This is a genomic window from Myxacorys sp., from assembly GCF_059501405.1.
The window spans coordinates 10,792-17,047 of sequence record NZ_JCACCM010000129.1; the positions used below are offsets into that span (position 1 = coordinate 10,792).

5 protein-coding genes are annotated in these 6,256 nt (G+C 49.9%); 4 read left to right on the forward strand and 1 reads right to left on the reverse strand.

The features are described from left to right. Window positions 1-83: 83 nt before the first annotated feature. A complete protein-coding gene (locus tag AC5I6P_RS18210) occupies window positions 84-236 on the reverse strand; it encodes a hypothetical protein (protein WP_495695199.1) in 153 nt (50 codons plus the stop codon). Between the two features lie 833 nt (window positions 237-1,069). Between AC5I6P_RS18210 and AC5I6P_RS18215 the strand changes: the two genes are divergently transcribed. The 4 genes from AC5I6P_RS18215 to AC5I6P_RS18230 all read left to right on the forward strand — a co-directional run bounded on the left by AC5I6P_RS18215 (window position 1,070) and on the right by AC5I6P_RS18230 (window position 5,616). Further along, window positions 1,070-1,492: a hypothetical protein gene (locus tag AC5I6P_RS18215; RefSeq protein WP_495695200.1), complete on the forward strand. Its 423-nt coding sequence runs from the start codon at window positions 1,070-1,072 to the stop codon at window positions 1,490-1,492. Continuing rightward, the gene (locus tag AC5I6P_RS18220; RefSeq protein WP_495695201.1) at window positions 1,489-4,629 is read left to right on the forward strand and encodes a plasmid replication protein, CyRepA1 family; all 3,141 of its coding nucleotides are present in this window, start codon (window positions 1,489-1,491) and stop codon (window positions 4,627-4,629) included. Before AC5I6P_RS18215 ends, AC5I6P_RS18220 begins: the two co-directional genes overlap by 4 nt. Window positions 4,630-4,711: 82 nt before the next feature. Continuing rightward, entirely contained in the window at window positions 4,712-5,263 is a 552-nt protein-coding gene (locus tag AC5I6P_RS18225) for a GIY-YIG nuclease family protein (protein ID WP_495695202.1), read from the forward strand. Between the two features lie 26 nt (window positions 5,264-5,289). After that, window positions 5,290-5,616, forward strand: coding sequence for a DUF8743 domain-containing protein (locus AC5I6P_RS18230; RefSeq protein WP_495695203.1), 327 nt, complete (start codon window positions 5,290-5,292; stop codon window positions 5,614-5,616). Window positions 5,617-6,256: the final 640 nt, after the last annotated feature.

A 6,256-nucleotide genomic window follows, 5' to 3' on the forward strand; every position in this document is an offset into this window, starting at 1 on the left:
GCCAGCTCCACTAGTATCCCGCAACATATCCCACCCATTGTCCTCCAGGACTAGCAATCGCGTTGACAGAATTGCCAGCTCCACTAGTATCCCGCAACATATCCCACCCATTGTCCTCCAGGACTAGCGATCGCGTTGACAGAATTGCCAGCTCCACTAGTATCCCGCAACATATCCCACCCATTGTCCTCCAGGACTAGCGATCGCATTGACAAAATTGCCAAGGGGACTAGCATCTCAAAACATGGCCACGATTATTCAATCCATCTAGATCACTAGTTTCTAGAATGGCGATACGAAAAAAAAATACTACTCAATTTTAGAGTCTAGAATCTGTCAACAATGACGATCGCAAAACCGTGGCCAATAGTCACTCCCAGCCGCAATTGACAATTCTAAAGGCAACTCCATTTGTTGCGATTGACTCAGTTCATCCTGGGCAAAAACGAGGTGTTTAATGATTCCACATAGTGATTGAGCAGTGTGACTCGGTGAGCAATCGCCCCATCCATCAAGGCTCGTACTTCAATGGCGTTCGCTTTAGCTCGAAAACAGAGAATGAAGGGTTGAGGTTTTATCAACCCGGTCCGTGTTCTGGACCTGCTGAAGGTCGGATACGATCAATGGCGATAGAACAAGCGTTCTTTTCTTTAAGAAAAATTTAGGAGGTTGAAGCAATCAAGGGAATCAAACACGTAGAAGCCCTTACTACTGGCAGGCAGCAAGGGCTTCGCAAATCTAATAATTACCATTCCTCAAAAGAGACATAACGCAAATAGTCTCTTGATGGGATACCTGAGCGGATGCTCTAACGATAGCGAATTGGACCTCGTTCTGTTAGAGACAACCCTAGCTTTAGCGTGTCTTTAGTATGGCATATCAAGGGATGAGCGCAACACGAACCGGAATATTTCTTGGAATATTGACCGGGATAAAGGTACGAACCCGCTTGTGAGATGTCTCGAAAAAACATGCCAGGTGTCCCTTCCGCTCTCTTCAGGAAGGGATTCAAGACGGTAGCGTAGTGCTCCTTGAATTTCCCTGTGACCTTTCACTTGGGAGAACATCCATGACGATTTCATCGCGCGATTCAGCCGCGATCACTGCTCATCCCATTTATGCAAGCGTTCTGGCATCGCTTCCGCCAGAACGCCCAATTCCACTCACGCAGATTCTCGCGGAATATGCAACGCACGCCCAGCAGTTGGCAACGGTGTTGCTGGTAGCAACCACGTTTGAGCAGGTGCTAGAAGGCTGTTGGGTGCTGCCTTGTGCCTTAGTATGCGAGGCATTGAGCTTGCTGTCGGAGGCAGAGCAGCAACGCATCCTTAACTTGTTCATCCATCACCTAGAGCAGGCAAGGGCGGGCACGGCCGTTCAGGCGCTACACGACCTGCTCCACGATTTCAAAGTTGCCGCCTGGAAGAAGTTACCGAAAGAAACGCAAGACCGGATCGATGACTTGCAGCGAGGCGGGAGGGCACCACAATGATCCCCTTTGCGACCAAAATTGAGCAAGAATGCGTGGTCGGATCCGCGATCGCGCCGGAGTTACTCGCCACCGCGATCAACGTAGTTCCCGATTTAGTCGTGCGATCGGCAGGAGACGTAGAAACCCCCATTCACGACGCCCTGAATTGGACGTACAGCCGATTTGGAAAAGTTGCCCGCACCACTCAACATGCCGCCCTTTTTCTGAATGAAGATGGGAGCGTCTGGCAGGCGAAGCTGGAATATCCCGTTCTCGATTCAGAAAAAGGCAAATTCAGAAAATATGAAACGCCAAAGGACAATGGTTCTCGTGCCTTTCTACCAGATGTCCCTGGCGTTATTCGCGATCGCATCTCAGCCCGTTACCAAGTCGATATTCCCCTGACGGGATCGTTCTGGTCTTGGCTAAAATCCCATCCTGACATTCCCCTTATCTGGACGGAAGGGGGGAAGAAGGCATTGTCGTTACTCAGCCAAGGCTATGTCGCGATCGCACTCTACGGGATCTGTGGCGGCTATCGCGGTCGCAAGCTAGATGAGACGCATACCCTGATCCCAGATGTCGTCCAATTCTGTCAACCGGGACGGAGTCACGTCTTAGCATTTGACCAAGAGCAGAAGCTGAAGACACAAAGGCGTGTGGCGGTGGCACAGCTTCGGTTTGGGTACTTGCTGAAGAAAATGCAAGGGAGCGTTTCTGTCGTCAGTTGGAATTCTCAACATGGCAAAGGGGTTGATGACTTCATCGCTGCCTGTGGCACTTCTGCCTTTGAGCAGGTCTATGCGGATGCCTTGCCGTTACAGCATTGGAAACTAACCCAAGCGTTAAAGCGCCCCCTATCGGTGCCGATCCGCATCCGGTTAAACACGCCTGATCTTTCGACTGTTCAGCTAGATGGGATTCCAGACAGCGGTGTCGTGGCAATCCAGTCTGCGAAAGGCACTGGAAAGACGAAGCTGTTGGATGGGGTTGTGGAAGACACTGAAAAAGTCCTTTGTGTCACCCACCGAATTGCGCTCGGTCGCAATTTGAGTACACGTCTCCATCTTAGCTGGAGAGCCGACCTCGACAAGATGAAGGGCGCTTTCATAACCGAATCAGGCTTCACCCGACGGATTGGATTGTGTGCGGACTCCTTGTTAGCGATCGATCCAGAGCAGTTCAAAGGGTGCGATTTGATTTTGGATGAAGCGTGCCAAGTCATGGCTCACCTACTGCAATCAAGCACCTGTGCAACCGATGGAAAACGCCCCGCACTTCTAGCGCGATTTCGCGAATTAATTCAGGGAGCAAAGCGGGTCATTGTGGCAGATGCGGATCTCAACGATGCGGTCCTCTCTTATCTTTGCGAGTTGCGGAACGATGGAATGCTCCCGTTTCTGATTCACAATGACTACCAGCCCATCGGCTATCCGGTCACGTTCATAGACGCGCCGGATCGCACCGAGATTACACAACGGTTGCTGAAATCAGTTAAAACGCTGCCGTCTGGTCGGGTCATCTTTGTGGCAACCGACAGCAAAACAACCAGCCACGCGATCGCACAAATTCTGTCGCAAAGTGACCCTGAAAAGCGCCTCTTGCTGATTAACTCCGACACGAGCGGACGTCAGAGAGAACAGGCGTTTGTATCTTCCCCCGATCCCGTTTTGCGGGCTGGGGAAGTGGATGTTGTCATTACGTCACCCTCGATGGCAACGGGTGTCAGCATCGAAGCACAAGGCATTATTCATCAAGTCTTTGGCATTTTTACCGGAGTGAGTGCAACGGATGCAGATTTAGCGCAAGCCCTCGCCCGGGTTCGTGAACCTGTAGAACGCATCATCTGGTGCGCGAAGACAGGGCGAAATACATCAGGCGTGAGCCGCTCTAACAATCCGATTGAAGTCAAAGCTCACCTTTACGAATCTACAGCGGCGACGGTACGGCTGGTTCGCTCCAACCTGAGAGAAGATGCGATCGCACTGGCAGAAGGCTATCAGTGGCACGATGACCCGCACTTAAATCTCTATTGCCGTTTGCTAGCGAGTCAAAACGCCTCCATGAAATCGCTGCGGGATGCTCTCTATGTAAGGCTTCGGACAGAAGGAAGTATTGTTCGCATTGAACAAGCTGGCTCGCATGAAGGCACGAAACTGTTACTGCGAAGCACCCGCCAAGTACTCCAGCAACACCGCGCTTGTGCGATCGCGGCGGCACGAGACCTAAGTTGGGTTGAGGTAAAGGCGCTTCAGGAACTGGAGACTCAACCGAGCGGCAGCACTTCATCATCTGTCCAAGGTCTTTCCCCAGACGACTCCAATGCGCTTGAGAAATTCCGACTGAAAGAATTTTATAACGTTGAGACCGTGACCGAGGATTTGGTGGAGTGGGATGACGGTGGACGCCGCCGAGCCGAAATTTTGTCACTGGAAGTGCAATTAAATCCTGACCTAGCGATGGATCGTACCGTGAAGAGTTTTGAGCGACAGGCGGCGTGGAACCAACGGCTCTGTCCGTGGGATATCTCTACGACAAAGTTGCGGCAAGCACTTCGAGAAGTCTTAGGGTTAAATCAATTCATTGCCCTGATCACGAGACAGGGGACAGAGTGGACCAAGTATGACCTAGCCGCCTTGGCGCAGAAGGCACGGAATCATGCCAAGGATCTTGAAACGGGACTAAACTTTACCATTCACCCCAAGATGGCAGATACCCAAATTGCCCATGAGTTGCTGCTACAACTGGGAATCCGTATCCGGCAGTCTCGCTGGAGCCGATCCATGCTAGGGCATGAAGGCAAGAAACTACGGGTCTACACGCTAGATGAGTCGCATTGGGAAAAGGTGCAACAGGTTCTAACGTATCGCCAACAGTGGCGAGAACGGCTTGCTGAAACTGGATCACCCGTTCTAGAAGAAGGAGTTAAACCAATGGGTGATCCAAACAGTGAAGGCAATGTGGAAATGTTTCAAGAAGCAGTCTCCTATGGAGTTGAGATCCTCATCGAACTTTGGCAGAGAATTCCTCAAGTGCAGCGCCAAGAAACGTTACGGCGAATGGGACACGCAGTTCTTTCAGAGTTGCGCTCTGCGCTAATCACGTCGATGATTTGCAGTGCCGAAGTCTATCCGCGCCTCCATCGGCAGCCGAGATAAGCAAGTCAGCCGTGCAAGAAGCGATTCAGAAAAAGTCAGGTAAAGTGGAGTGTCGATTGCTACATTCACCGACTCTGAAGCCATGCCGAATCCATTTACTATCCGCATCTTCGTCCCCGATGGGGATCCAGAAGGTGTCCGCATCATCGATCGCATGAATTGGACAGGGTTGGGGATTGTGTTTCCACGCGAGAAATGGCAGGACACCCGAGGTCGCGTGGAGTTCGATCGCACAGGTGTCTATATTCTGGTGGGGTATCAGCAGAGAGAGACAGATGAGCTACCCATGCTCTATATCGGGCAAGCCGATGGGGTCAGAACTCGAATCGATGCCCATGACAAGCAAAAAGAATTTTGGAATTGGGGCATCGCCTTTGTTTCAACGAATAACGGGTTGAACCGTGCTCATGTCACCTGGTTAGAATATGCACTGATTCAACGGGCAATCGCAGCAAAACGGAGTCACCTCGATAATGGTAATTCTCCTCAAGAGCCAGCCCTCTCTGAGTCTGAAAGAGCAGACACTCAGGGATTTCTGTCAGAAATTCTGCAAATCTTGCCAGTGGTCGGACTTCGCGCCTTCGAGCAGCCAAAGGCCGTAGCAAAGCATCGAGTCATGATCCACAGCCCTTAACTAGGGCACAAAAGGATACTGTTATCGTGCCCGCTCAGAAGGAAGGATTTGAGGGAGTATTTCTTGGCGAAAACTGCTGGTACGCCATTCGCATCTCAGGGGGAATGCTTCAGAAGATTAAGTATATTGCTGCCTATCAAACACAACCCGTTTCCGCAATCACCCATTACGCCCCTGTTGATCGCATCGAACCTTATGGCGAAGAAGGGAAGTATAAAATATTCTTCTCTGAAAAAGCTCAGGTTATGACTCCGATACCGTTTGGAGATGCCCCACAGGGTTCAATGCAAGGTCCTCGGTACACCAGCTTCTCTACGCTTAAGAATGCAAAGAAATTAACGGATGTACTGTAAGAGATATATTAAGTAAAATGCGATCTCATCTTACTTGACAGTTTTATTACTACATGAGTTGAAGCGGTTTTCATGCCATTAAAAGAATCTTAGAGAAATTAGTACAGAAAGACTGAGTACGTGTTAAAACCAAGCCACAAATTATGCTTATAGGACTACCAAAATGGAAAACCGAGATACGACTCGAGCACTAATTTACTCTGTGATCGCTATACTTCTTAATCCACAAATACTTGAGCAACCACTGGCAAGTTCTAAGGCACCTTCACCTGAAAGCTTAACCGCTAATCGATGTCGCTCATTAACGTTGTTTTGGCTCACCAAGGTGTCTGAAATTATGAGAAGTGAGGCAAGCAGAACGCTCTCTTGGGCTTAATTCACTTTCTTGTGTAACAAAGCAGTTATTCGTCCCTTTGTTACACAAGAAAGGGACGAGGAACGCTAGAATTTATGGTGCCGAACTGATTGCGATCGCACAAACTCACTACGGCGACATTAGCTAGCTTCTTTTCAAGGGTCAGAAAGAGCATCATCGCCTACCAATTCTTCATCTTCAATTCGATGCTGACGAATCGATGGGGACATAATAGACTTAATCGGAAATAGGCAGTAGTCGAAGCCAGACAACAAGAGGCTTCAT